At 71.6% G+C, this 24194-nt stretch carries 22 protein-coding genes and 1 pseudogene; 10 read left to right on the forward strand and 13 right to left on the reverse strand.

The window, feature by feature from the left end; translation table 11 throughout:
- Nucleotides 1-67 precede the first annotated feature (67 nt).
- Complete coding sequence (locus tag Prubr_RS15640; RefSeq protein WP_212826120.1) at nt 68-1720, reverse strand: glycoside hydrolase family 10-like protein; 1653 nt, start codon at nt 1718-1720, stop codon at nt 68-70.
- A 240-nt stretch (nt 1721-1960) separates the two neighbouring features.
- On the opposite strand from Prubr_RS15640, the gene Prubr_RS15645 reads away from it, so the two are divergent.
- On the forward strand, nt 1961-2953 hold the full coding sequence (locus Prubr_RS15645) for a potassium channel family protein (RefSeq protein WP_212826122.1): 993 nt from the start codon (nt 1961-1963) through the stop codon (nt 2951-2953).
- Between the two features lie 850 nt (nt 2954-3803).
- Here Prubr_RS15645 and Prubr_RS15650 read toward each other — a convergent pair.
- From Prubr_RS15650 to Prubr_RS15665, 4 genes are all read right to left on the reverse strand, one after another.
- Nucleotides 3804-4832, reverse strand: a complete 1029-nt coding sequence (locus Prubr_RS15650) for a DUF2330 domain-containing protein (protein ID WP_212826123.1) — start codon at nt 4830-4832, stop codon at nt 3804-3806.
- A gap of 72 nt (nt 4833-4904) precedes the next feature.
- Nucleotides 4905-5969 (reverse strand): 2-oxoacid:ferredoxin oxidoreductase subunit beta, encoded by a 1065-nt coding sequence (locus Prubr_RS15655; RefSeq protein ID WP_212826125.1) that lies wholly within the window; start codon nt 5967-5969, stop codon nt 4905-4907.
- Nucleotides 5962-7809, reverse strand: a complete 1848-nt coding sequence (locus tag Prubr_RS15660) for a 2-oxoacid:acceptor oxidoreductase subunit alpha (RefSeq protein WP_212826127.1) — start codon at nt 7807-7809, stop codon at nt 5962-5964. The genes Prubr_RS15655 and Prubr_RS15660 overlap by 8 nt, the downstream gene beginning before the upstream one ends.
- Before the next feature lie 201 nt (nt 7810-8010).
- A complete protein-coding gene (locus Prubr_RS15665; RefSeq protein ID WP_212826129.1) occupies nt 8011-9387 on the reverse strand; it encodes a hypothetical protein in 1377 nt (458 codons plus the stop codon).
- A 151-nt stretch (nt 9388-9538) separates the two neighbouring features.
- Between Prubr_RS15665 and ndhC the strand changes: the two genes are divergently transcribed.
- Nucleotides 9539-9916 (forward strand): NADH-quinone oxidoreductase subunit A, encoded by a 378-nt coding sequence (ndhC, locus tag Prubr_RS15670; RefSeq protein ID WP_212826131.1) that lies wholly within the window; start codon nt 9539-9541, stop codon nt 9914-9916.
- Nucleotides 9917-9958: 42 nt separating this feature from the next.
- Here the strand turns inward: ndhC and folP are convergent, their stop codons facing one another.
- Nucleotides 9959-10828 (reverse strand): dihydropteroate synthase, encoded by an 870-nt coding sequence (gene folP, locus Prubr_RS15675; protein ID WP_212826133.1) that lies wholly within the window; start codon nt 10826-10828, stop codon nt 9959-9961.
- 218 nt (nt 10829-11046) lie between these two features.
- On the opposite strand from folP, the pseudogene Prubr_RS15680 reads away from it, so the two are divergent.
- The 4 genes and pseudogenes from Prubr_RS15680 to Prubr_RS15695 all read left to right on the forward strand — a co-directional run.
- A pseudogene (locus Prubr_RS15680) lies at nt 11047-11658 on the forward strand (DivIVA domain-containing protein); the annotation flags it as partial.
- A gap of 275 nt (nt 11659-11933) precedes the next feature.
- The gene (locus Prubr_RS15685) at nt 11934-12422 is read left to right on the forward strand and encodes an SRPBCC family protein (RefSeq protein ID WP_212826135.1); all 489 of its coding nucleotides are present in this window, start codon (nt 11934-11936) and stop codon (nt 12420-12422) included.
- Nucleotides 12423-12537: 115 nt separating this feature from the next.
- Entirely contained in the window at nt 12538-13128 is a 591-nt protein-coding gene (locus tag Prubr_RS15690) for a DNA-3-methyladenine glycosylase I (protein ID WP_212826137.1), read from the forward strand.
- Nucleotides 13129-13132: 4 nt separating this feature from the next.
- Nucleotides 13133-13714 carry a hypothetical protein gene (locus Prubr_RS15695; protein ID WP_212826139.1) on the forward strand — a complete coding sequence of 194 codons (582 nt, stop codon included), beginning with the start codon at nt 13133-13135 and terminating at the stop codon, nt 13712-13714.
- Between the two features lie 9 nt (nt 13715-13723).
- Here the strand turns inward: Prubr_RS15695 and Prubr_RS15700 are convergent, their stop codons facing one another.
- Nucleotides 13724-14515, reverse strand: a complete 792-nt coding sequence (locus Prubr_RS15700) for an enoyl-CoA hydratase-related protein (RefSeq protein ID WP_212826141.1) — start codon at nt 14513-14515, stop codon at nt 13724-13726.
- A gap of 3 nt (nt 14516-14518) precedes the next feature.
- Nucleotides 14519-15337 (reverse strand): PaaX family transcriptional regulator, encoded by an 819-nt coding sequence (locus tag Prubr_RS15705; protein WP_212826143.1) that lies wholly within the window; start codon nt 15335-15337, stop codon nt 14519-14521.
- 193 nt (nt 15338-15530) lie between these two features.
- Here Prubr_RS15705 and Prubr_RS15710 point away from each other — a divergent pair, with 193 nt between their 5' ends.
- Both Prubr_RS15710 and Prubr_RS15715 read left to right on the forward strand, forming a co-directional pair.
- Nucleotides 15531-15698, forward strand: coding sequence for a DUF3117 domain-containing protein (locus Prubr_RS15710; RefSeq protein ID WP_007455245.1), 168 nt, complete (start codon nt 15531-15533; stop codon nt 15696-15698).
- Between the two features lie 77 nt (nt 15699-15775).
- Entirely contained in the window at nt 15776-17239 is a 1464-nt protein-coding gene (locus Prubr_RS15715) for a leucyl aminopeptidase (RefSeq protein ID WP_212826146.1), read from the forward strand.
- 47 nt (nt 17240-17286) lie between these two features.
- Here the strand turns inward: Prubr_RS15715 and Prubr_RS15720 are convergent, their stop codons facing one another.
- Nucleotides 17287-17874 (reverse strand): O-methyltransferase, encoded by a 588-nt coding sequence (locus Prubr_RS15720; RefSeq protein ID WP_212826148.1) that lies wholly within the window; start codon nt 17872-17874, stop codon nt 17287-17289.
- Between the two features lie 276 nt (nt 17875-18150).
- Between Prubr_RS15720 and Prubr_RS15725 the strand changes: the two genes are divergently transcribed.
- Together Prubr_RS15725 and Prubr_RS15730 are read left to right on the forward strand one after the other, a co-directional pair.
- Nucleotides 18151-19485, forward strand: coding sequence for a S1C family serine protease (locus Prubr_RS15725; protein WP_212828089.1), 1335 nt, complete (start codon nt 18151-18153; stop codon nt 19483-19485).
- A 71-nt stretch (nt 19486-19556) separates the two neighbouring features.
- Nucleotides 19557-20018, forward strand: a complete 462-nt coding sequence (locus Prubr_RS15730; RefSeq protein WP_212826150.1) for a twin-arginine translocase TatA/TatE family subunit — start codon at nt 19557-19559, stop codon at nt 20016-20018.
- Between the two features lie 150 nt (nt 20019-20168).
- On the opposite strand, the gene Prubr_RS15735 is transcribed toward Prubr_RS15730, so the two are convergent.
- The 4 genes from Prubr_RS15735 to Prubr_RS15750 all read right to left on the reverse strand — a co-directional run bounded on the left by Prubr_RS15735 (nt 20169) and on the right by Prubr_RS15750 (nt 24130).
- Nucleotides 20169-20360 (reverse strand): hypothetical protein, encoded by a 192-nt coding sequence (locus tag Prubr_RS15735; RefSeq protein ID WP_212826152.1) that lies wholly within the window; start codon nt 20358-20360, stop codon nt 20169-20171.
- Nucleotides 20361-20851: 491 nt separating this feature from the next.
- Nucleotides 20852-21994 (reverse strand): Mrp/NBP35 family ATP-binding protein, encoded by a 1143-nt coding sequence (locus Prubr_RS15740; protein ID WP_212826154.1) that lies wholly within the window; start codon nt 21992-21994, stop codon nt 20852-20854.
- A 257-nt stretch (nt 21995-22251) separates the two neighbouring features.
- Nucleotides 22252-22842, reverse strand: a complete 591-nt coding sequence (locus Prubr_RS15745; RefSeq protein WP_212826156.1) for a DUF1003 domain-containing protein — start codon at nt 22840-22842, stop codon at nt 22252-22254.
- Entirely contained in the window at nt 22835-24130 is a 1296-nt protein-coding gene (locus Prubr_RS15750) for a magnesium transporter MgtE N-terminal domain-containing protein (protein WP_212826159.1), read from the reverse strand. Before Prubr_RS15750 ends, Prubr_RS15745 begins: the two co-directional genes overlap by 8 nt.
- Nucleotides 24131-24194 lie beyond the last annotated feature (64 nt).

Genomic DNA, 24194 nt, shown 5'->3' on the forward strand with positions numbered 1-24194 from the left:
ATGTGTCCGATTTGCCTGGTCAGGCCGTGGCGGGTCTGCCCGGTCCGATGGGCGGCGATCGGTCAGGTCAGCGGACGACGAACCGTGGCGGGCTCGGGATGCTCTCGTTGTAGAGCCGGTCCAGCGTGCTCACGTAGTAGGTGTAGCGCTTGCCCGGCACCGCCGTCGTGTCGACGTAGGACTGGGTGCCGGAACCGGTGGCCCGCAACGTGGCGACCAGGTTCGAGGCGTCGGCAAAGTCGCAGGCGCCCGGTAGGTCGACGCCGTCGAAGCGGTAGACGGCGTACGAGGTGGCCTTGCCGAACGGCCCGACTCCGTCGACCGGCTGGCGCCAGCTCAGCTTGACCCCGTCGGCCTGTCGCGCCGCCCCGGTCACCACCGGGAACATCAGCGGACGGCTCGGCAGGTGATCCATGGTCGGCACCAGGGACGGCCGCGAGTAGTGCTCGGCCGCGTAGATGTCGGCGGAGCCGAGCCGGTTGGCCCGCACCTGCACCGCGCTGAAGTGGATGTTGCCGGCCACGTTCGGGTAGTCGCGGTTGAAGGTGAGGTGCTTCGACATCTCCTGCGGATCCTGCCACGCCGCCGGCTGGGCCGGATCGGCGATCTTGTAGTCGGCCTGACCGATGTAGAGCTGCACGTCGGTGCCCTCGACGACGTCCGACCACCACGGCACCAGCTTCGCGTAGTCGGCGACGGCCAGACCGATGTTCCAGTAGACCTGCGGCACGATGTAGTCGATCCACTCCTCCTTGACCCACTTGCGGGTGTCGGCGAAGTTCGCGTCGTACGACTGCGAGCCGCTGGTCTCCGAGCCGAGCGGGTCGGCCGCCTTGTTGCGCCAGATGCCGAACGGGCTCACGCCGTACTTCACCCAGGGCTTGGCCGCCTTGATCTTCTCGCCCATCTCCCTGATCAGCAGGTCGATGTTGTTCCGGCGCCAGTCGGCCTTGTTCGTGAACCCGTCGCCGTACTCGGCGAACGTCGCCGCGTCGCCGAAGTCCTGTCCGGCGGCCGGGTAGGGGTAGAAGTAGTCGTCGAAGTGCACGCCGTCGATGTCGTACCGCAGCACCGCGTCCATCATCGCGGTCTGGACGAACTCGCGGACCTCCGGAATGCCCGGGTTGTAGTAGAGCCGCGATCCGGCCGCGTTGACCGGGTAGGCCACCGCCCAGTCCGGGTTCTGCCGGGCCGGGTGGCCCGGCGCCAGCTTGTTCAGGTCCGCGCCCGCCCCGTCCGGCATGGAGATCCGGTACGGGTTGAACCAGGCGTGGAACTCGAGGTTGCGCTTGTGCGACTCGGCGACGAGGTAGGCCAGCGGATCCCAGCCCGGGTCCTGGCCGCGGGTGCCGGTCAAGAACTCCGACCAGGGCTCGTGCGGCGACGGCCAGAACGCGTCGGCGGTCGGTCGGACCTGCACGATCACGGCGTTGTGGTTGAGCCGCTCGGCGAGGTCCAGCCAGCTCTGGAACTCCGCCTTCTGGGCGGCGATCCGGTCCGGGGCGGTGTACGAAGCCTTGGTCGGCCAGTCGATGTTGACCACGGACGCGATCCACATGGCTCGGAACTGGCGCTTCGGGGTGGCCGGGTCGGGCTCGCAGGTGGTGTTCGAGGGGGTGTGGGTCACGACCGGTGCGGCGCTCGCGGGGGCGGCGGCGACCGCGAGTGAGCCGAGCAGGGCTACGGCCAGCCCGGCGGCTCTGAGTCGATGTGCCTTCATGCGGTGCGTCCCTTCGTTGGGGCTCCCGTGTCCTGTGTGGGGCGCGGCGACCGCCGGCATGACCGAGGCCGGTGGTGCCGGCAACATCCGCCGCTGGCGATGCAGCGCTAGAAGGAAATTTTCACAACTGGTCGGTCGAGCGCAAGACCCCGACCCGACCCGACCTTCCGCCACCGACCCGCCCGTGTCCCGCTATGTTGTGGACGTGCACGCCGACGAAAGGGCGGGGCGAGACCAGCGGTGATCCACTTTCCGGCCATCAACAAAGGCCCGCTACGCGCCCTCAGCCTGCGGCTCGCCGCCGCGGTCAGTCTCGTACTGGCCATCGTCGCCGTCGTCTACCTCGACCGCGACGGCTACCGCGACGTCAACGAGGACGAACTCAACCTCATCGACTGCTTCTACTACGCCGTGGTCACCCTCTCCACCACCGGGTACGGCGACATCACCCCGATCACCGACACGGCACGCCTGGTCAACGTACTGGTGATCACGCCCGCCCGGGTGCTCTTCCTGATCATCCTGGTCGGTACGACGCTCGAGGTCCTGACCGAGCAGTACCGCACCACCCTGCGCCTCACGCGGTGGAGGAAACGAGTGAAAGACCACGTCATCATCTGCGGCTACGGCACCAAGGGACGCAGCGCCATCAGCGCGCTACTCGAGAACGGCGTCGACAAGCAGCACATCGTGGTCGTCGAACGCAACGCCACCGGCGTACGACAGGCCACCGCCGCCGGCCTCGTCGCCATCGAAGGCTCCGCCACCCGCTCGTCCACCCTCAACGAGGCACACGTCAAGAACGCCAAAGCCGTCATCATCGCCACCAACAGCGACGACGCCGCCGTACTCGTCGCCCTGACCGTCCGGCAACTCACCGCCGGCCAGGTACGGATCATCGCCGCCGTACGGGAAGCCGAGAACGCCCCCCTGCTCAAACAGAGCGGCGCCCACCACGTCATCGTCTCCTCGGCGACCGCCGGCCGCCTGCTCGGCCTGTCGACCTCCGCCCCACCCCTCATCGACGTCGTCGAAGACCTGCTCACCCCCGGCCAGGGCATGGCACTCGCCATGCGCTCCGCCGAACGCGCCGAAGTCGGCTCCTCACCCCGCGACCTCGACACCCTCGTCATCGCCCTCGTACGGCGTGGCAAGGTCGTGTCACTGGCCGACCCCGGCGCCGACACCGTCGAAACCGGCGACCTCCTGGTATACGTCCGCGACGACCGCTGAGTTTGCTGTGTTTGCTGGCTGTGTTTGCTGGCCCCGCCTCCGGCGGGGCTGGCTCGCTCCGCTTCGCGCCGCCCTATGCACCGTCTTCGCCCTGCGGGCATGACGGCTTCGCCGCATGTCCTCGGGCTCCAGACGGTGCGGCGGCGCTCGGTCGACTCGCGACGTGAGCCACGGTCACACCTGTCCACCGATTGCTTCGCCGGCCTGTTTCGGCCTGTCGTCGTTTGCGGTCGAAGGACCCCGCTGGGTTGCTTGCCTGGCCATCGGCGGGTGCGCGCACCGTCTACCGACAGGGGGGTACCAAATGTGTAGTTTATTCCGGCTGTTCGCAGGGGTGCCGTTGTTGATCTGGGCGCCAGCCACCTAATCCGTGCGGGATAAGGTGGCTGGCGCCCAGATCAACAACGGGCACGACCGGGAGTCCCGACAAGCCCGGCGCTGGCCGGCGCGTCGGCCATCCCCGACCGGCCGACCATCCGCACGGCCATCCCCGACCGGCCGACCATCCGCGCGGTGATTCCCGACCGGCCGACCATCCGCGCGGTGATTCCCGACCGGGCGACCATCCGCGTGGCGGTCATCCCCGACCGGGCGACCGGGTACGGCCCGCAGCGCTCTGGCGAAGCAATCGGTGGACAGGTGTGACCGTGGCTCACGTCGCGAGTCGACCGAGCGCCGCCGCACCGTCTGGAGCCCGAGGACATGCGGCGAAGCCGTCATGCCCGCAGGGCGAAGACGGTGCATGGGGCGGCGCGAAGCGGAGCGAGCCAGCCGAGGCGAAGCCGAGGCCAGCAAACACAGCGCGAGCCAGCCGAGCCGAAGGCTCGGCCAGCAAACACAGCCAGTTAACTCACCGGCGGCGTAGGGCCAGGGTGACGGTGCCGGCGAGGACCAGGGCGAGCACGACACCCAGGATGATCAGGGCCGGGCCGGCGGGCAGGCCGAAAAGGTACACCGGCTCAGTGCGGTAGACGACGTCGCGGTGATCGGTGTCGGTCGGGGCCGCCACGAAGCGGTAGTCGTCGGTGATCGACTCGGGGTTCTCGATGCGTTGGTCGAAGCGGGTCAGGTAACCGCGGTCGTCGACGAGGCCGGCGAGTGTGGTGCCGGCCACGGCTTTCGAGTCGATCCAGCCGGCGAAACGTACGTGTGAGTCGGTGGGGCCGACCGGGCCGGCGCTGCGGACCCGGTGGTTGGTCAGCACGTAGAGGCGGACGCTCTGGGCGTCGCGGGCGAGGGCGGTCAGCCGCATCGGGTAGACGATCTCGGTGCTGGCGAAGCTGACCCGTAGCGGGGGCAGTTGGCGGCTGAGCCGTTCCCGGTCGTCGGGGGCGGTCAGTTTCACCGCGACGTAGCGCCAGCCGGCGGCGGCGTACGGGGCGAAGCCGTCGGCGAGTGCCGGGTCGAGGCGGTAGCCGTGCCCGTTCAACCAGTTGGCCAGGGCGTCGCCGTCGGTGGCGGCCAGCGTGGTGACGTCGTACGGGCCGATAGTGATCTGGTCGAGCACGGTCGCGCCGTCGCCGGGCGGGCTGCCGGCGGTGGCGCCGCCCCGGCCCCAGGGCGGGAACCAGTCGCGGAGCACGACGGTGCGTGGCCGGGTGAATGCGGCCAGGTCGTTGAAGAGCTCCTCGGGGCCGAGTTCGAAGGACGGGTCGGCCGGTACGGGCAGGATCCAGGCCGCGTCCCGGGGCTCGTCGGTCATGGTGAGCCCCATGACGATCTCTTCGGTACGTCCGTCGTGCCGGATGAGGGCGGTTTCCTCGTTGACCCGTACGCCCTCCTGGGTGACGACGGCGCCGCAGGCGCACGCGGCGGCCGGCGGGACGGCGAGGAGGACGCCGGTCAGCGCGAGGATGGTCAGCAGGACGAGTCGGCGCACGACGTCACGCTGCCACAGCGGGGCAAGCGCCCGTCGGGGCGGTCACCCCGCTGTGTCGTTACGGTCGTGGGTTCAGAGGATGGTCCAGGTGTCGCCGCTGCTCAGCAGGCCGGCGAGCTGCTCCTCCGGGGTGCCGCTGGCGCCGGCCACGGCGGTCGTCAGCTGCTCCTGCACGACGCTGTCGTACGACGGCCGGTCGACGTTGCGGAACACCCCGATCGGGGTGTTCCGCAGGGCGAAGCCGGGCAGCCGGGACAGTGCGAAGGCGTACGCGGGCTCGGCCACCGTCGCGTCGTGCACCACGATGTCCTCGGCCGGGGTCGAGGCGGTGTCGCGTACCTCCAGGCCGAACGCGCCGGGCGGGTGTACGACGCAGAACTGGCCCTCGCGGCCGAAAGTGATCGGCTGGCCGTGCTCCAGCCGGATCAGGTAGTCGTCGCGGGTCTCCGGCTCCTTGAGCTGGTCGAACGCGCCGTCGTTGAAGATGTTGCAGTTCTGGTAGATCTCGACGAACGCCGAGCCCTGGTGCTCGGCGGCCGCCCGCAGCACCGACTGGAGGTGCTTGCGGTCGGAGTCGATGGTGCGGGCGACGAAGGAGGCTTCGGCGCCCAGGGCGAGCGAGAGCGGGTTGAACGGTGCGTCGGCCGAGCCGACCGGCGTCGACTTGGTGATCTTGCCGACCTCGGAGGTGGGCGAGTACTGCCCCTTGGTCAACCCGTAGATCCGGTTGTTGAACAGCAGGATCTTCAGGTTGACGTTGCGACGCAGAGCGTGGATCAGGTGGTTGCCGCCGATCGACAGGGCGTCGCCGTCACCGGTCACCACCCACACCGACAGGTCCGGCCGCGACACCGACAGGCCGGTGGCGATCGCCGGGGCCCGCCCGTGGATCGAGTGCATGCCGTACGTGTTCATGTAGTACGGGAAACGCGACGAGCAGCCGATGCCGGAGACGAAGACGGTCCGTTCCCGCGGGATGTTCAGCTCCGGCATGAAGGACTGCACCGCCGCGAGGATGGCGTAGTCACCGCAGCCGGGGCACCAGCGCACCTCCTGGTCGGACTTGAAGTCCTTGGCGGTGAGCTTGAGGGCGACGGGCGTTGCCGCGCCGCCACCGGGAGGGTTGGCCTCAGGCATTCTTGACTACCTCTTCCAGCATGATCTCCAGCTCGGCGGCGGTGAACGGCAGGCCGCGGACCTGGTTGTAGCCGATGGCGTCGACCAGGAAGCGGGCCCGGATCACGTGCGCGAGCTGGCCCAGGTTCATCTCCGGGATGACGACGCGGTCGTAGGAGCGCAGCACCTCGCCGACGTTGGCCGGCATCGGCGCCAGGTGCCGCAGGTGCGCCTGGGCGATCGACAGCCCGTGCTGACGCAGCCGCCGGCAGGCGGCCCCGATCGGTCCGTACGTCGAACCCCAGCCCAGCACGAGGACCCGCGCGTCGCCGTCCGGGTCCTCGACCTCGAGGTCCGGCACCGGGATCGACTCGATGCGCGCCGCCCGGGTGCGGACCATGAAGTCGTGGTTGGCCGGGTCGTACGAGATGTCGCCGGTCTTGTCGGCCTTCTCCAGGCCACCGATGCGGTGCTCGAGTCCGGGCGTACCCGGGATGGCCCACGGCCGGGCGAGCGTCTCGGGGTCGCGCAGGTAGGGCAGGAAGGTCTTGCCGTCCTCGCCGTTGGGGCTGGTCGCGAACTCGACCTGCAGGTCGGGCAGCGAGTCGACCTCCGGCAGCAGCCACGGCTCGGATCCGTTGGCGACGTAGTTGTCGGAGAGCAGGATCACCGGTGTGCGGTAGGTCAGCGCGATCCGGGCCGCCTCGATCGCGGCGTGGAAGCAGTCGGAGGGCGACCGTGGCGCGATCACCGCGACCGGGGCCTCACCGTGCCGGCCGAACAGCGCCATGTTGAGGTCGGCCTGCTCGGTCTTGGTCGGCATGCCGGTGGACGGGCCGGCCCGCTGCACGTCGACGATCACCAGCGGCAGCTCCAGCGCCACGGCGAGCGAGATCGTCTCGCCCTTCAGCGCCACACCGGGGCCGGAGGTGGTCGTCACCCCGAGCGCACCGCCGTACGAGGCGCCGAGGGCGGCACCGATGGCGGCGATCTCGTCCTCGGCCTGCACGGTCGTGATGCCGAACCGCTTGTGCTTGCTCAGCTCGTGCAGGATGTCCGACGCCGGGGTGATCGGGTAGGCGCCGAGGAAGACCGGCAGCTTCGCGCGTACGCCGGCCGCGACCAGGCCGAGCGACAGGGCCGCGTTGCCGGTGATGTTGCGGTAGGTGCCCGGCTTCATCTGGGCCGGCTTGACCTCGTAGCGGACGCCGAAGTCCTCGGTCGTCTCGCCGAAGTTCCAGCCGGCCTTGAACGCGGCGACGTTCGCGGCGACCAGTTCGGGCCGCTTCGCGAACTTGCGCTCGAGGAACCGCAGCGTCGACTCGTACGGGCGCGAGTACATCCAGGAGAGCAGGCCGAGGGCGAACATGTTCTTGGCCCGCTCGGCGTCCTTCTTCGAGATCTGGTGCTCGGCGAGCGCGCCGACGGTCATCGAGGTCAGCGCGACCGGGTGCAGCGTGTAGCCGTCGAGGGTGCCGTCGTCGAGCGGGCTCACCTGGTAGCCGACCTTGGCGAGGTTGCGCTTGGTGAACTCGTCGGTGTTGACGATGATGTCGGCGCCACGGGGCAGGTCGGCCAGGTTGGCCTTGAGCGCCGCCGGGTTCATCGCGACCAGGACGTTCGGTGCGTCGCCCGGGGTCAGGATGTCGTAGTCGGCGAAGTGCACCTGGAAGCTGGACACGCCGGGCAGGGTGCCGGCGGGGGCCCGGATCTCGGCGGGAAAGTTGGGCAGCGTGGAGATGTCGTTGCCCAGCTGCGCGGTCTCCGAGGTGAACCGGTCACCGGTTAGCTGCATGCCGTCGCCGGAGTCGCCAGCGAAACGGATGACCACCCGATCCAGTTGGCGGACCTGTTTGGTCACGAAGCTGACCTCCTTGCAAGCCGGCGGCCGAGAGCCGCCCGGACGGGCCGACCCACAGTCCTGTTCACCGCAAAGCGTACGTCGGATCGCCGTTCTGGCCCCGCCCCGGGTCCGACGTGTGACACAGCCCTACTTCGCCGGCGGCGGATACCCACCCCACCGCCGCCTACACGCTCCGGGCCATCGAGGCGCCCTGATCGGTCAGTCGGTGGCGGTGACCGGGGCGGGCCCGCCAGCCGTGTTTGCCCGCCGCGGCCGGCGGCGCAGCGACGTGGTCGCCAGGACCAGGGCCAGCACCACGAGCAGGACCGACACCGAGATCAGCGCGATCGCCGTCTTCTCCACGCGGGTCAGCGGGTCGGGCTCGGTCAGCGCGCCGTACGGCGGCAGGACGCCCTGCGAGGCGGTCGGCCCGACACCGTCGAGGACCGGTGGGGTGGCGCCGGCCGCGGCCGCGACGATCCGGAAACTCATCTGCATCTGTCGGGTCTGGCCGTACGCCGCATCCATGATGCCGATCACGGCCCCGGACAGCGGCGCGAGCTTCTGGGCCTCCGCGGTGGCGGCGACCGGCAGCCGCAGCGACCCGGCTTCCCCGGCCGCGAGGGTTCCGAGCAGGCACCGGGTCCGGACGGCGTCGACGGCCGTACAGGTGTCCGGTGGTGCCGGGATGCTCACGCCCGGCGGCAGGAGGACCTCCACCGTGCCGGTCGAAGCGGTGTCACCGGTGTTGCCCAGCCGTACGTCCAGGGTGGCGGCCTGCCCGCTGATGTCGAAGCTGACCTCGCCGGCGTCGAGCGACACGCCGACGGCCGGTGGACCGGGTGGGAAGAGGACCGCGAAGCCCTCGTCGTCGGAGACTGCGGGAAGGTCGGGGTTTCCGGGGGCGGTCGCGGTCACCCGGACCGATCCGCTGAGCGGCATGTGCCGCCAGGCGTCCGGGTTGATCCGGACCTGGATCCGTGTCGTCCACCGGGCGCCGGGCTCGGCCGTCCAGGCGCCGCAGGAGTAGCCGTCGCCGGCCGCCGCGCATCCGGGCGTGCCGGCGTCGGACAGCCCCACCGGCAACCGGTAGCCCAGTCGCATGACCTGCCGGGTTCCACCGGTGTTGGCCACCGCCACCCGCAGGTCGGCGACCTCCCCTGCGCCGTTCCAGTAGGCGCCGGTCAGCGGTACGTCGCCGGTCGAGACGTGGACGCCGAGCCGGTGCCGGCCGGGCAGTTCGGGGCCGGGCCGGCCGGGCGGTGCGGGAGTCGGCGTCGAGGCCGGGGGTGGGGTGGCCGGGGGCTCCGTCGCCGGAGCCGGGGTCTCGACCGCCGGCGTGGTGGGCGGCGGTGTGGTCGCGTCCGGCGCGGGTGACGTGGGTTCGGCGGTCGGTGTCGAAGGGCCGGGCTGCGGGGTCGGGTCCTCCTCGGGGTTCGCGGCGTGCGCGGCGGGCGTCGTCCGGGAGGCCGCCGCGGTGGTGGCGCCGGCCGGGACCGGACCGGTGACGAGCGCGACCACGGCGACGAGCCCGGCCGCGACGGCGCGCGGGAGTACGGGCCCGCGGCGGGTCCGGCCGGCCGTGACGCGTGACATCGAACCTCCGGGGCGGTGGGCTGCCAGCATCGGCTGCGTTTGCACCGGTGCACTAGTCCCGGTGCGAAACAAATCCGTAACGGCCGATCGTGCCGCAGGTGGGCGGTGGTCGTTGTCGTTGATCGGTCACCCGCGCCGGTAGGCTGCCGCCATGAGCGGATACCTGGGGTCGTACGCGACGCTCGGGCTCCTGCTGCTCGCCAGCGTGGTCGTGTTCGTCGGCGCGTTCTCGGCCAACCGGCTGCTGCGCCCGGCGCGGCCCGCGGAGCCGCCCGGCAAGCGGGAGACGTACGAGTGCGGGCTCGACCCGGTCGGCGGCGACTGGGCGCAGGTGCAGATCCGCTACTACGTCTACGCCTATCTGTACGTGCTGTTCGCGGTCGAGGCGGTGTTCCTCTTCCCGTGGGCGGTGGTCTTCGACCGCCCCGGCTTCGGACTCGTCACCGTCGCCGAGATGGCGATCTTCGTGGCCGTCCTCGCCCTCGGCATTCTCTACGCCTGGCGCAAGAACATCCTTCGCTGGACCTGATTCTCTTATCGGTCAGAACGGGCAGGCTGTCGCCCGCCGAGGTCAGGCGAGTGCCCGCCGCGACACCGCTGGTGGGCGGTCACCCCGGATCGAAGCGACCATGTCCAGCACCCGCCGGGTCTCGCGTACCTGATGTGCCCGGAAGACCCGGGCACCCAACCAGGCCGACACCACCGTGGCCGCCAGCGTCCCCTCCAGCCGCTGGTCGACCGGCAGGTCCAGGGTCTCGCCGACGAAGTCCTTGTTCGACAGCGCGACAAGCAGCGGCCATCCGGTCCCGGTCAGCTCGTCCAGTCGTCGGGTGATCTCCAGCGAGTGCCGGGTGTTCTTGCCGAAGTCGTGTGCCGGGTCGATCAGGATGCCGTCCCGACGTACGCCGAGGTCGGCGGCGCGGTCGGCGAGACGGGTGACGGTCGTGACGACGTCGGCCACGACGTCGTCGAAGGCGGCCCGGTGCGGCCGGGTGCGCGGACGCAGCCCGCCCGCGTGCGAACAGACCAGCCCGGCCCCGGTCCGGGCGGCCACCTCGGCCAACTCCGGATCGGCCCCCGACCAGGTGTCGTTGAGCAGGTCGGCGCCGGCCGCGACGGCCTCCACCGCGACCGCCGCCCGCCAGGTGTCGATCGAGATCACCACGTCCGGGAACGCCGCGCGGACGGCGGCGATGGTGGCGACCGTACGCCGGATCTCCTCGGCGACGTCCACCTGCTCGCCGGGCCCGGCCTTCACCCCGCCGATGTCGATGATGTCGGCGCCGTCGGCGACCGCCTGTTCGACCGCCCGCAGCGCGGCGTCCGCGGCGAACGTCGCGCCCCGGTCGAAGAACGAATCCGGCGTACGGTTCACGATGGCCATGACGGCCAGCTGGCCGGGCCCGAACGTGCGCGCGCCGAGCCGTAGCGTTCCCGGCATCCGATCCTCCTCGATCACCGTCTTCTGGCCGTCTCCGACGCTAGACGACGGTGATCGCGCCGGGGACGGGGTGGGTGCGCCCCGGGCGCACCCCGTCGGCCTTCCTTGATCGACAACCGTCGGGTTCCGCCCGGCGTGCTCGGCGTTCGTCGGTCCGGTGGCCGCTCTCGGGGTGGTGGGGTCGCCCCGGACCGGTCGCCCGTGCCACGATCGCTGTCATGGGTCAGTTTCTGCTCCTTCTGGTCGTGGCGTTGACGGTCGGTGCGGTCGTCTTCGGCGTGACGGTTCTCGTCTCCGGTGGCGACCAGGGCCTCGCGCCCGCCGAGCCGGACGGCCGCGCCGTCCCGTTACCCGGCACCCGGCCGCTGATCGAGGGTGACGTCGCCGAGGTCCGCTTCGACACGGCGCTGCGCGGTTACCGGATGGAGCAGGTCGACCAGGCGCTGCATCGGGCCGCCTACGACATCGGCTACAAGGACGAGCTGATCGGTGTGCTGGAGGCCGAGGTCATCGCGCTGCGCGACGGCCGGACGACCGACGCCGACCTGCTGCGCCAGGCCCGCGAGGCGGCGCTCGGCCCGGCCACCGCCGGCCGGACCGGGTCCTTCGCCGCGGCGCCCGGCTCCACCGACGCGAGGGAAGCCGTCGGGGGTTCGTCGACAGGTGCCGCGGTGGCGGTCCTCGACGCGCCGGCCGACGGCGGCCGTGCCGGGGCCACCGGCGGTGGCGAGCCGACCGACGTTGCGCGCCCCGTCGACACCACCAAGGCCGCCCCGACCGGAGGCGATGGCGGAGCGGACGACACCGCCGTGGCCGCGCGGGGTGCCGGGTCGGACGGCGTGGACGGCGCTCCGTCGACGACCGTCGAGCCGTCCGCGACGATCGGTGACGTCGCCGGGTCGGCGCCGGCCGGCGCCGGCGGCACCGCCGACCCCGACGCGATCCCCGCCAGCCGTTCCGGCGGCGACACCGTGGCTGCCGACAGGGCCGCTGCCGACAAGGCCGCTGCCGTCGCGGACGCCGCCGACGAGGGCGCCGCCGCCGATGCGGCGGGCCGCCCGGAGCAGACCGCGGCCGAGACCGGCAAGGCTGCCGTGGACCGCAAGTGAGCGGACCCGGCGACCCACAGGACGCGGCACAACCGGGGGCGGGGGAGGTCACTGCGACCGTCATCGTCAACGCGTCCGCCGAACGGGTCTACGCCGCCTTCACCGCCTGGGAGCGGCAGTCCGAGTGGATCCCGTTCACGACGGTTCGGGTCGTCGAGGGCGACGGCGGCGAGGGCAGCCTGATCGAGGCGGTGACGGCGGTCGGCCCGGCGGTGCTACGTGATCAAATGCGGGTCACCCGGCTCGACCCGCCGTACGAGGTACAGGTCGTTCACCTCGGCCGGGTGCTGCGCGGGCCGGGAGTGCTGCGGTGCACCCAGATGGAACACGACCGCACCCAGGTGGTCTGGCACGAGTGGTTCCACCTGCCCGGGGGTGTGGCAGGGCGGGTGGCGTGGCCGGTGATGTGGCCCGGATCCAAGGTCAGCCTCACCCAGGCCCTGAAGAAGTTCGGCCGGCTCGTCGAAACCGGCGTGCTTCCCTGACCCTCGCCCGCCGCCCCGCCACGGCAGCACCCCCGCACGCCGGGGCAGCACCCCCGCACGCCGGGGCAGCACGGCGGCACGACACCGCCGTGGTGCGGCGACCTAGAGTGGTCCGGTGACAGACCTGGTGATCGGTGCCGACGGGCTCGCCCGCTGCGGCTGGGGTAACACCACCCCCGACTACGCGGCCTACCACGACGACGAGTGGGGACGGCCGGTCCACGGCGACGACGCCCACTTCGAGCGGCTCACCCTGGAAGCCTTCCAGTCCGGGCTGTCCTGGCTGACCATCCTGCGCAAGCGGGACGCCTTCCGGGCCGCCTTCGACGGCTTCCAGATCAAGACCGTCGCCGGCTACGACGACTCCGACGTCGCCCGGCTGCTCGCCGATGCCGGCATCGTGCGCAACCGGGCCAAGATCGAAGCCGCCGTCGCCAACGCCCGGGCCGCCGCCGAGCTGCCCGACGGCCTGGCCAGGCTGCTGTGGTCGTACGCGCCACCGCCGCGGTCCGGTCGGCCGGCCGGGTTCGCCGACGTACCCGCCGCGACGCCGGAGTCGACGGCGATGGCGAAGGACCTCAAGCGGCGCGGCTTCCGCTTCGTCGGCCCCACCACCTCGTACGCCCTCATGCAGGCGATCGGAATGGTCGACGATCACCTGCTGGGCTGTCACGTCGAGCTGCCGATACGCGCCGTGATGGGATGAGGGCATGAGCGCCTGGGCGGTGACGATTCCCGAGGGCCGGTTCGCGGCCGAACGCCTTTACCACCACGACACGCTGGAGTTGACCGGTCTCGACGACGGGCCGCGCCCCACGGCCGGCGACCCGGTGCTGGTGGTGACCGAGGGCAAGGACGCGCGGGTGGTGGCCCTCGGGCGGATCACGCCACCGGCCGGTGCCGCCACCCGCACCGATCCCGACGATCCGGAGTCCGACCTCGGCGAGGGCCCGCTGGTGGTGACGTACACCCGGCGGGCCTTCGACGAGCCGGTGCCGGCGGATCCGGTCGTCGTCGACCGGCCGGTGTTGGCGGTCGACCGGGCGACGTACGACGAGATCGCCGCACGCTTCGCCCCGCAGCCCGACCGGACGACCTGGCTGGTGAGCCTGGACCTGCCGATCGAGGCGGCGACGCCGGCCGAGGCGGTCCGGATCTTCTGGTCCTACGTGGCCGAGTTGGGCCCGCGCGAGCTGCCGACGTTCGTCGCACCGTCCAACGACGAGCTGGCCATGCAGGCCTTCGTCCTCGGGGAGGAAGCCAATCAGGACCCCGAGGAGGACGACGACTGACCCGCCGGGTCAGCGGCCTTCGAAGACCGGCTTGTCCTTGTTGACGAAGGCGAAGGTCGCGTTGCGGTGGTCGGCGGTACGGCCGCAGATCGTCTGTGCCTCCGCCTCGGCGGCCAGCGCGTCGGACAGCGTTCCCGCGTCGCCGATGGACAGCTCACGCTTGATCGCCCCGTACGCCACGGTCGGCCCCGCCGCGAGTCGCGCCGCCAGTTCCTGGGCGACCGGCAGCACCTTCTCGTCGTCGTCGACCAGCCGGGTGAGCAGGCCGAGCCGCTCGGCCTGGGCCGCGTCGACCGGCTCGGCCAGCATCAGCAGCTCGACGGCCTTGGCATGACCGACCAGCCGGGGCAGCGACCACGAGGCCCCGGTGTCGCCGGCGAGACCGACGTTGGCGAACGACATCACGAACTTCGTACGGGGCCCGCCGACGCGGAAGTCGGCGAGGAAGGCCAGGGCGGCCCCGGCTCCGGCGGCCGTACCCCGTACCGCCGCGACCACCGGCTTGGGCAGGTGCGCCAGCCGGGCGGCGATCGGGTTGTAGTGCGTGCGGACGGTGTCCAGCGGGTCGGAGCCGCCGGCTTCCAGGGAGCCGACGTGTTCGCGCAGGTCCTGCCCGGCGCAGAAGCCGCGACCCGCGCCGGCCAGGACCACCGCGCGGCAGGTCCGGTCGCCTTCCAGCGCGGCCAGCGCGTCCCGCAGCGCCTCCTTCAGCGCGGTGTCCAGGGCGTTGAGCGCGTCGGGCCGGTTGAGGGTCAGGGTGACCACTCCGTCGGCGCGGTCGACGAGCAGCGGCTCGGTCATGGTTCAGATGCCCTTCTGTCGGTTCGGCCGGGTGCAGGCGTCGAGGCACTGGTCGACGTAGCGGTCGGCGGCCGGCCGCAGTCGGGCGGCGTGCCGGTCGAAGAACGCCGCGGCGGTGGTGCCGGGCCACCGTTCGGGCAGCAGCGCCGGAGGAAGCTGCGGGTCCCGGAACAGGAAGGTACGCCAGGCGTGCACGAGCCGGAACCGGGCGGCGTACGCCTCCTCGTCGTCGCTGCGTACGGTGATCGCGGCGAGAAGGGGACGCTGCTCGGCGATGAAGCCCTCGTACGCCTCGCCGATCTCGCCGAGGTCCCACGCCTGACGGACGACGGCCATCGCGCCCGTGGTGCCGGCGGCGTGGGTGGCGGTGAAGCGCTCGAACCGTACGCCGGACTCGGTCAGCACGGCGTCGATGTCCTCGCCGGGCCGGGTGGCCACCCAGGTGCCCTCGGTGAGCATGCCGTAGCCGAGGTAGGTGAGGTTGGCGTCGAGCCGGAGCCGGTCACGGCGGTTGGTGGGCAGTTCGAGAGTGATCAGATCGAACCGGCCGTCCCATCCGATCTTGGTGGTCCGGTAGATCCGGGCGGCCGCCTCGTCCAAACGGCGGGCGGCTTTGGGGGTGAGCAGGTAGCCGGGTCCGGCGGAAAGTCTGAGCGGATGAAGCCACCCCTGGCGCACCATACGGGAGACTGCGGTGCGTACCGCCGGCGGCGCGATCCCGAGCGGTGCGAGTAGCTTGACCAGCGCGGCGACCGGTGCGCGACCACCTCTCGGGCGGAGGTGGTCGCCGTAGAGGTCGAAGAGCGCCGACCGTGCCTGCATGACCGCACATTGTGACAGTGAACGGCAGGTTATGCTAGATGTTGTCACATCAATGCTGGTTCGGTTTGGGTCCGGCGGGTTTCATCAGGGAAAATCGTTGGTCGGCACCGCGGGCCGTGTAGTGCGGTGCCTGCGAAACGAAGTGGCTGTGGGGCAACCCACCGACCCTGGTGTAGGTCTGAGGGGAGACAACATGGCGGCGATGAAGCCGCGGACCGGAGACGGTCCGCTGGAGGTCACCAAGGAGGGCCGGGGCATCGTCATGCGTGTTCCGCTCGAGGGTGGTGGCCGGCTCGTCGTTGAGATGACGCCCGACGAGGCCAATGCGCTCGGTGATGCGCTGAAGGCTGCCGCCGGCTGATAACCACGAGGCCCGCCGGCACGGCACTGCCGTACCGGCGGGCCTTCTACGCCCAGAGACCTGGAGGTCATCGCACCGTGCTCGCCATCCGACTCGCGGTGGATCCCGACCTGTCCGGTGTGGTCGCGCTGCCCGTGGGGGCCGCGGACGACGACGGCCGGGCGGCGCTTCTCGCGCCGTTGCCGGGCCTGCCCGACGACGTGCTGGCGGAGGCCGCCGCGCTGCTCGGCCAGGTCGAGCACAGCGGTGCGCCGGGAGTGGTGCACCAACTGCCCCGGCCGCTGCGTACGCCGTACCGGCTGCTGCTGGTCGGCGTCGGGGACGGCGGCGAGAGCGGATGGCGGGCCGCCGGTGCGGCGATCGCTCGATCCGCAGCAAGTGAGACATACGTCACGACTCTCATTCCCGTCGATGCCTCGGTGGCCGTGCTGCGCGGCCTCGCCGAAGGCGTCTGGCTCGGGTCCTACCGGTTCCGGACGGCGGACGCGCCGGCGGGCGACGGGGACCCGCTGGCCGAGGTCGTCGTGGCCGTCGCCGACGCCGACCGCTTCCGGCCGACGCTCGATGCCGCACGAATCGTCACCGAGGCCACCCGCCTCGCCCGCGACCTCACCAACACACCCTCGTCCGTGAAGAACCCGGCCTGGTTCGCCGACCAGGTGACCGCGGCCGCCGCCGGCACCGGGCTCGGCATCACGGTCCGCGAACCGGACCAGCTCGCGGCCGAGGGCTTCGGCGGAATCCTCGCCGTCGGTGGCGGGTCCGCGAACGGTGCCCGGCTGGTCGAGATCGAGTGGCGGCCGGCCGAGGCGACCCGGCACGTCGTACTCGTCGGCAAGGGCATCACCTTCGACACCGGCGGCGTATCGATCAAGCCCCGCGAAGCCATGAAGCTGATGCGCAAGGACATGGGCGGGGCGGCCGCCGTCGTCGCCACGGCCATCGCCGCGGCCCGGCTCGAACTGCCCGTACGGGTCACCGTGCTCGCCCCGCTCGCCGAGAACATGGTCAGCGGATCGGCGTTCCGCCCCGGCGACGTCATCTCGCACTACGGCGGGACGACCAGCGAAACCACCAACTCCGACGCCGAAGGCCGGCTGGTCCTGGCCGACGCGATCGCGTACGCCGTCGACCGGCTCGCCCCCGATCTGATCATCGACCTCGCCACGCTGACCGGCGCCAACGCGGTCGCGCTCGGCAAGCGGACCGCCGCGCTCTACAGCGACAGCGACGAACTCGCCGAGTCGGTGGTCGACGCCGCCGCCGAAGCCGGCGAGTTCGCCTGGCGGATGCCGCTGGTCAGCGACTACGTCGAATACCTCGGCAGCGAGATCGCCGACTACTTCAGCGCGCCCGAACGGGGCGCCGGGTCGGTCACCGCCGCGCTCTACCTGCGCGAGTTCACCGGTGACCTGCGCGACCGCTGGGTGCACATCGACATGTCCGCCCCGTCGTGGGTCGACAGCGACGACCGCGAGCTGAGCAAGGGCGCCACCGGGTGGGGCGTGCGTACGCTGCTCCGCTGGCTGTCCCGGCCCTAGCCCGTCCCCGGCACGCGTCGCACCGCGCCCCGGTGCGGTGCGACGCGCTAGCGCTTCACCGCGGTCAGCAGGCCGGCACCCGCCGGGAGCAGCGCCGGAATCCACTCCTCGGACTCCCGTACGGCCTTGACCACCTCGCGTACCGCCACCGTCTCCAGGTCGCGGGCCGCCGGGTCGGCGATCCGACCGCCGGCCAGCGCACCGTGCACCGCCAGCACCCCGCCCGGGCGCAGCAACCGCAACGCCGCGTCCACGCACGGGGTGTACTCGGCCGTGTCGGCGTCGACGAAGACCATGTCGTAGACCCCGTCGGCCAGCCGTGGCAGCACGTCGAGCGCCCGCCCGGTGATGATCCGGGTACGGCCGGCCACGAAACCGGCCTCCACAAAAATCCGGCGGGCGATCCGTTGGTGCTCGTTTTCCACGTCGATGGTGGTGAGCACCCCGTCGGCGCGCATGCCGCGCAGCAGCCAGACCCCGCTGACCCCCGTACCGGTGCCGATCTCGACCACCGCCCGGGCGTTGCCGGCCGCCGCCAGCAGGCGCAGCAGCGCGCCGGTGCCCGGTGTCACGGCGTCCAGGCCGACCTCCTGCGCCAGGCTACGGGCCGTACGCAGGACGATGTCCTCCGCCACGTACGTCTCGGTGAACTGGACGGCCTGAGCGGTCGTCGCGGCGGCTGAACCGGCAACCGTGGCGATGGGACACCTCCTGCGACAGGGGGTTTGCGGACGAGGCTGGATAGAGCCTAGATCCGGTGGTGAAGGATTGGCAGTCAGGACATGGGCGGTCGGCGTTGCCGTGCGGGATCCGTCGACCGGCCCTCGAGCATCCGTGTAATCCTGGAGACGGGCCGGGGCCCTCCGGAGCGTTCCGCCGCCGGCGTGGCGCACCGGGCTCCGGGGATGGGACTGGGAGGCACCAACGTGACCGACGGCTGGAACTGGCGCCAGCCTGACGGGAACGCGACTTCGGCATACCCGCCGTCGCCGCCGCCGTCAGCGAACCCGAGCGGTGCGGCGGGCGCGAACTCCTCGCCCTGGTGGTCCGACGCCCTGCACGACCCGTGGCGCGACCCGAACGCACCGACGGCGATCGTCGTGAATCCCGTACCGGCCCCCGGCACACCCACCCCCGAGCCGGTCGTCGACCCGGACGCGCCACGGCCGCGTGGCCTCGGCCGGGTCATGCTGGTCTCGCTGGTCACCGCGCTGCTCGCCGGCATGCTCGGCGGGGCGATCGGTTACGTCGCCGCCGTCCGCGGCGGCCTCGGCGGCGCCGGTACGGTGCTCGGCGCCCCCGGCGGCGGCGAGGCGCCGGCCGCCGCCCAGCGGCCACCCGAGTCACTGGCCGGTGTCGCCGAACGGCTGCTGCCCAGCGTGGTGACCGTACAGGCCAGGACCGGGCGGGGCGTCAGCGCCGGATCGGGGTTCGTCGCCACCGCCGACGGCTACGTCATCACCAACGACCACGTGGTCGAGGGCAGCACCGGCCCGGCCACGGTCGTCTTCAACGACGGCAGTACGGCCAGCGGCCCGGTCGTCGGGCAGGACCCCGAATCCGACATCGCCGTGATCAAGATCGACCGGAGCGGGCTCGTGCCGGTCGAGTTCGGCGACTCCGACGCCCTCGCGGTCGGTGATCCGGTGATCGCCATCGGTTCGCCGCTGTCGCTGGCCAACACGGTCACCGCCGGCATCGTCAGCGCCCTCGACCGGACCCTTCAGGCCGGTGAGCCCGGCGGTCAGGTGCGCTACTACGCGGCGATCCAGACCGACGCGGCGGTGAACCAGGGCAACTCCGGCGGTCCACTGATCGACTCCGCCGGCAGGGTGGTCGGTGTCAACTCGGTGATCAAGTCGCTGGCCGCCGACGAGGAGACGGCCGGCAACATCGGACTCGCCTTCGCCATCCCGATCAACCAGGCCAAGCGCGTCGCGCAGGACATCATCGACACCGGCAAGCCACGCCGTACCGTGATCGGCGCCCAGGTCGGCGGCGGCCGGGCACCCGGCGGTGCCGGCGGCGTACGACTGTCGTCCGTCGAACCCGGCGGGCCGGCCGAAGGCGCCGGGCTGCGCGCCGGCGACGTCGTGCTCAAGCTCGACGGGCGCCCGCTGGCCGAGGCGACCGATCTGATCGCCCTGGTACGCAAGTACGCGCCCGGCTCCGTCGTCACCGTCGAGTACCGGCGCGGCACCGCCCAGCAGACCGCATCCGTGACGCTGGCGGCCGACGTCAAGTAACGACCGTTCACCCCCTGCCGGACCGGGGGTGACGTGCGTACTCTGGCCGGAGCGACGAGGGAGGCGGGACCGTGTTCGAGAACCTGAACTGGTGGGAGATCGGGGGCCTGCTGCTACTCGCCCTGTTGATCTTCGGTGACCGGCTGCCCAACGTCATCAACGACGGCCTGCGCATGCTGCGCAACCTCCGCCAGATGGCCACCAACGCCACCGGCGACCTCAGCCGCGAACTGGGCACCGACATCAAGCTCGAAGACCTCCACCCGAAGGCGTTCATCCGCAAGCACGTGCTCAGCGAGGAAGACGAGGCGCTGCTGCGCAAGCCGCTCCAGTCGGCCTACGAGAACGTCCGGTCCGATCTGACCGGCGTACACAACGAGCTCAAGGACGTCGCCAGCGCCGCCGACCTGAAGAACTCGGTCACCAGCCTCGAAAAGCCGAGGCTCACCAAGACGGCGGGCACTGCCCAAGCCAACGGCGCGGCGCCGACTCCGGCCCCCGCCCCCCGGACATTCGACGTAGACGCCACGTGATTGATTGGTCCTCGCTCCGCGAGGACGGCTCGCTCCGCTTCGCGCCGCCCCATGCACCGTCTTCGCCCTGCGGGCATGACGGCTTCGCCGCATGTCCTCAGGCTCCAGACGGTGCGGCGGCGCTCGGTCGACTCGCGACGTGAGCCACGGTCACACCTGTCCGCCGATTGCTTCGCCAGAGCGCTGCGGGCCGTACCCGGTCGCCCGGTCGGGGATGACCGCCACGCGGATGGTCGCCCGGTCGGGAATCACCACGCGGATGGTCGCCCGGTCGGGAATCACCACGCGGATGGTCGGCCGGTCGGGGATGGCCGTGCGGATGGTCGCCCGGTCGGGAATCACCGTGCGGATGGTCGGCCGGTCGGGGATGGCCGACGCGCCGGCCAGCGCCGGGCTTGTCGGGACTCCCGGTCGTGCCCGTTGTTGATCTGGGGCGCCAGCCACCTTATCCCGCACGGATTAGGTGGTTTCCGCTCAGATCAACAACGGCACCCCTGCGAACAGCCGGAACAAACTGCACATTTGGTGACCGCCCGCCTGTCGGTAGACGGTGCGCGCACCCGCCGATGGCCAGGCAAGCAACCCAGCGGGGTCCTTCGACCGCAAACGACGACAGGCCGAAACAGGCCGGCGAAGCAAGCAACGGACAGGTGTGACCGTGCCCCACGTCGCGAGTCGACCGAGCGCCGCCGCACCGTCTGGAGCCCGAGGACCGCGCCGCGAAGCGGTCGCGGCCCGCAGGGCGAAGACGGTGCATAGGGCGGCGCGACGCGGAGCGAGCCAGCCCCGCCGGAGGCGGGGCCAGCAAACACAGCAAACACAGCCAGCCAAACTCAGTTCGGTCGTAGGCCCAGGGGCTTGCCGACCAGGGATTCGCGGCGTACAGCGAGCCGGTCGGCGACTGCCTGCAGGGCCACCGAGGCGGGTGCGGTCGGCTCGGCGAGCACGATCGGCGTACCGGCGTCACCGGCCTCGCGTACCCGGGTGTCGAGCGGGATCTGGCCGAGCAGCGGGACCTGGGCGCCGACGACGCGGGTCAGCGAGTCGGCGACGGTGGCTCCGCCGCCGGTGCCGAAGACCTCCATGCGGGTGCCGTCGGGCAGTTCGAGCCAGGACATGTTCTCGACGACGCCGACGAGGCGCTGGTGGGTCTGCAGCGCGATCGCGCCGGCGCGTTCGGCGACTTCGGCGGCGGCGGCCTGCGGGGTGGTGACGACGAGGATCTCGGCGTTGGGCAGGAGTTGGGCCAGGGAGATGGCGACGTCGCCGGTGCCGGGGGGCAGGTCGAGCAGGAGTACGTCGAGGTCGCCCCAGTAGACGTCGGCGAGGAACTGCTGGAGGGCGCGGTGCAGCATGGGGCCGCGCCAGACGACGGCGGCGTTGCCGGCGGTGAACATGCCGATGGAGATCACCTTCACGCCGTGCGCCTGCGGCGGCATGATCATGTCTTCGACCCGGGTGGGGCGGCCGTCGGCGCCCAGCATGCGGGGTACGGAGTGGCCGTAGATGTCGGCGTCGACGACTCCGACGGCCAGGCCGCGGGCGGCGAGCGCGGCGGCGAGGTTGACGGTGACGCTGGACTTGCCGACCCCGCCCTTGCCGCTGGCGACCGCGTAGACGCGGGTGCGGGAGCCGGGCTGGGCGAACGGGATGACCGGTTCTTCGGTGGCGCCGCCGCCACGGAGCCTGGCCTGCAGCGACTGGCGCTGTTCGGGGCTCATCACGCCGAACTCGATCTCGACCCGTTCGACGCCGGGTACGGCGCCGACGGCGGCGGTGATGTCGGTACGCAGCTTGTCCTTGAGCGGGCAGCCGGCGACGGTGAGCAGCAGTTCGACCCGTACGACGCCCTCGTCGTCGATCACCGCTGATCGGACCATGCCGAGTTCGGTGATCGGGCGGCGGATCTCCGGGTCGTCGACGGTGGCGAGGGCGGCCTGGATGGCTTCCTCGACGGTGCTCACGGGTGCAGACATGCGGCCATGTTACGTCGGGTGACGGCGGGGTCCGGCGGCTGCGGTGGGCGGGTGTGATGTACGCCGATGGCCGGCCGGTGCGGCATTATAGGCAGCTCGTCCGTCCTGGGCGGCTCTTTGTAGATTGTGGTTTTCAGGCTGGACGCCGTACCCGACCTGGTGCAACGATCGTTGAAGACCGCCGCGCGCCCCGCCCCTTGGGGCGCGCGGCGCCGGTCTTTCCGGACGCGGTCTTTCGGGCGCCGTACCTTTGCGGTTCAGCGGTTGCCGAGGTCGTCGTACGGCTCTTCGAACCCGTTGCGGTCGCCCCGCGGCCCGGTCCCGCGCAACTCCCGGTGCTGCTGGATGCGTTCCAGCCGCTGCCGGCGCTGGGCCTGGTCGTCGAGTTCCTCGGCGAGCCGGCTCAGCTCCGAACGCAGGAAGTCGCGGGTGGCGACCTCACCCATGGCGATACGCAACGACGCGATCTCCCGGGACAGGTATTCGGTGTCCGCCTTCTGCATGGCGGCGCGCCGCCGATCCTCGTCCTGCGCCACCCGGTCCCGGTCCGCCTGGCGGTTCTGGGCGAGCAGGATCAACGGCGCCGCGTACGACGCCTGAAGCGACAGGACCAGGGTCAGGAACGTGAACGTGTACGGGTCGAAGCGCAGTGTCGGTGGGGCCAGCACGTTCCAGCCGATCCAGAGCAGGATCACCACGGTCATGTAGACCAGGAACTTCGCCGTCCCCATGAACCGGGCGATGCCCTCCGACCAGGCACCGAACGCTTCCGGGTCGAACCGGGGCAGGGTGATGCGGTTGCGTTCGCGCGGCTGGTCGAGCCGCTGCGCCCGGCGGGGCTCAGCCATCGGCCCGGCCTTCGGCGGTCGCGGTGGCGGCGGGGCGCGCGCCGGGGGTGGGCGCGTCCCGGTCGCGCCAGTCGGCGGGCAGCGAGTGGTCGAGTACGTCGTCGACGGTGACCGCCCCGACCAGCCGGTTGGCGGCGTCGACGACCGGCATCGCGACCAGGTCGTAGGTGGCCATCCGGCGGGTGATCTCGGGAAGCGGCGTGGACGGCTGCAAGGGGTCGATGCCGTTGTCGACCACGCCGCCGAGCATTTCGGCCGGCGGTTCGCGCAACAGGCGCTGGAAGTGCACGACGCCGAGGTATTTGCCGGTGGGGGTGGCCATCGGGGCGCGGGCGACGAAGACCTGCGCGGCGACCGCCGGCGGGAGCTGGGGTTCGCGGATGCGGGCCAGGGCCTCGGCGACCGTGGCGTCGGGGGTGAGGATGACCGGTTCGGAGGTCATCACGCTGCCGGCCGTACCCGGTTTGTACTTCAGCAGTTGCCGGACGGGGTCGGCCTCGTCGGGTTCCATCAGGTCGAGCAGCACCTCCTGCTCCGGCGGCGGAAGCTCGCCCAGCAGGTCGGCGGCGTCGTCGGGGTCCATCTCCTCCAGTACGTCGGCGGCCCGTTCCCGGCCCAGCGCGGTGAGGATCTCCACCTGGTCGTGTTCGGGCAGCTCGCCGAGTACGTCGGCCAGCCGCTCGTCGTCGAGGGCCGCCGCGACCTCGTTGCGCCGCCCGTCGGGCAGGTCCTGCAGCGCGTTGGCGAGGTCGGCCGGGCGCATCTGGTCGAGCACCGCCAGCAGGTTGGCGGTGCCCCTGGTGTCGGGTACGCCGATGAGCCCGCGGACCCGGTCCCAGTCGAGTTGCTGGAGTTGGCCGCGGCGGCCGAGCCGGCCGGTCTGTCCGCGTACGGCGAGCCGGGTCAGGGACCATTCGCCGGTCCGGTTGCTCTCCATGGCGACGTCGACGACGACGCCGGGCCGTTCGGCCGGTTCCATGGTCACCCGCCGGTCGAGGAGGTCTTCGAGCACCAGCAGCTCGTTGGGACGCTTCTCGAACCGGCGCAGGTTGAGGGTGCCGGTGTTGAGGACGACCGCGTCGCTGTCGATCGAGGTGATCCGGTTGATCGGCAGGAAGATCCGGCGACGCATCGGCATCTCCGCCACCAGACCGACGACCTGTGGCGGACGGCTGGTGGTACGCAGCCTCGCCACCGCGTCGCGGACCCGCCCGACCTGGTCGCCGTTCGGGTCGAAGACGGCGAGGCCGGCGAGTCGGGCGATGTACACGCGGTTCCCGATCGTCACGGGTCAAGCCTAGGGGCTGACCCACGGATCTTGCTCGGAAGCGGGTTCGGCCGGCGGCCGTCGC

Origin of the sequence: Polymorphospora rubra (genome assembly GCF_018324255.1) — a bacterium.
GTDB lineage: Bacteria > Actinomycetota > Actinomycetes > Mycobacteriales > Micromonosporaceae > Polymorphospora > Polymorphospora rubra.